The sequence below is a fragment of the Pseudoalteromonas sp. SR45-6 genome (assembly GCF_014163545.1).
Classification (GTDB): Bacteria; Pseudomonadota; Gammaproteobacteria; order Enterobacterales; family Alteromonadaceae; genus Pseudoalteromonas; species Pseudoalteromonas rhizosphaerae.
In genome coordinates, this window is record NZ_JACJDM010000155.1 from 1 (window position 1) to 766 (window position 766).

Sequence of the window (766 nt, forward strand, 5' to 3'; positions counted from 1 at the left end):
GTACCTCAACCGAGCCTACGGGCACCGTTGTTAGCATCAGTATCGTGGATGTCAATGGCGATAGTTATGGATTAAGTGCCACCGTCCTCGCTGATGGTTCATGGCAAGTAACAGCACCAAGCTTAACGGATGGCAGTTATACAGTAACCGCCAGTATTACCGATGCGGCAGGCAATACCGGCAGTGACACCGGCACTGGCAGTGTGGATACCTTAGATCCGTTGATCAGTATCAATAGCCTCGGTGCCATTAATGATGATACGCCGACACTCAGTGGCACCTCGTCAGAGCCAGCAGGAACTATTATAAATCTTGTTGTGACCGATAGTGTCGGGACCAGTACCACGCTTAGTGCAACGGTTAATACCAATGGTGAGTGGGCGGTCACCTCGCCAGTCCTCGGCGATGATGATTACACGGTGGTTGCGAGTGTCAGTGATGCAGCGGGCAACAGCAACAGTGCCACTGATACCTTTACACTTAACACCTTAGCGCCGAGTATTACCATCAACGCGATAGGTGAAACCAACGACACTACACCGACCATTAACGGCAGCAGTGATGCGCCAGATGGCAGTGTTGTCACTGTAGTGATAAATGATGGAATAAACCCCGCAGAGACAGTTCAAACCACCGTAACTGGCGGCACATGGAGTGTCACGGCCAGCAGTGATTTAGCGGAGGGTGACTTTAGTGTTACCGCCACCGTTGAAGATGGCGTGGGTAATCAAGGCACCGCCAGCGTCACTGGGATCATTGATACCAC

General features: G+C 51.8%; 1 protein-coding gene. It reads left to right on the forward strand.

Features of this window, described 5'->3' with window-relative positions:
* The coding region (locus H5158_RS22640) for an Ig-like domain-containing protein (RefSeq protein ID WP_182740977.1) at positions 1 to 766 on the forward strand (766 nt) is incomplete at both ends.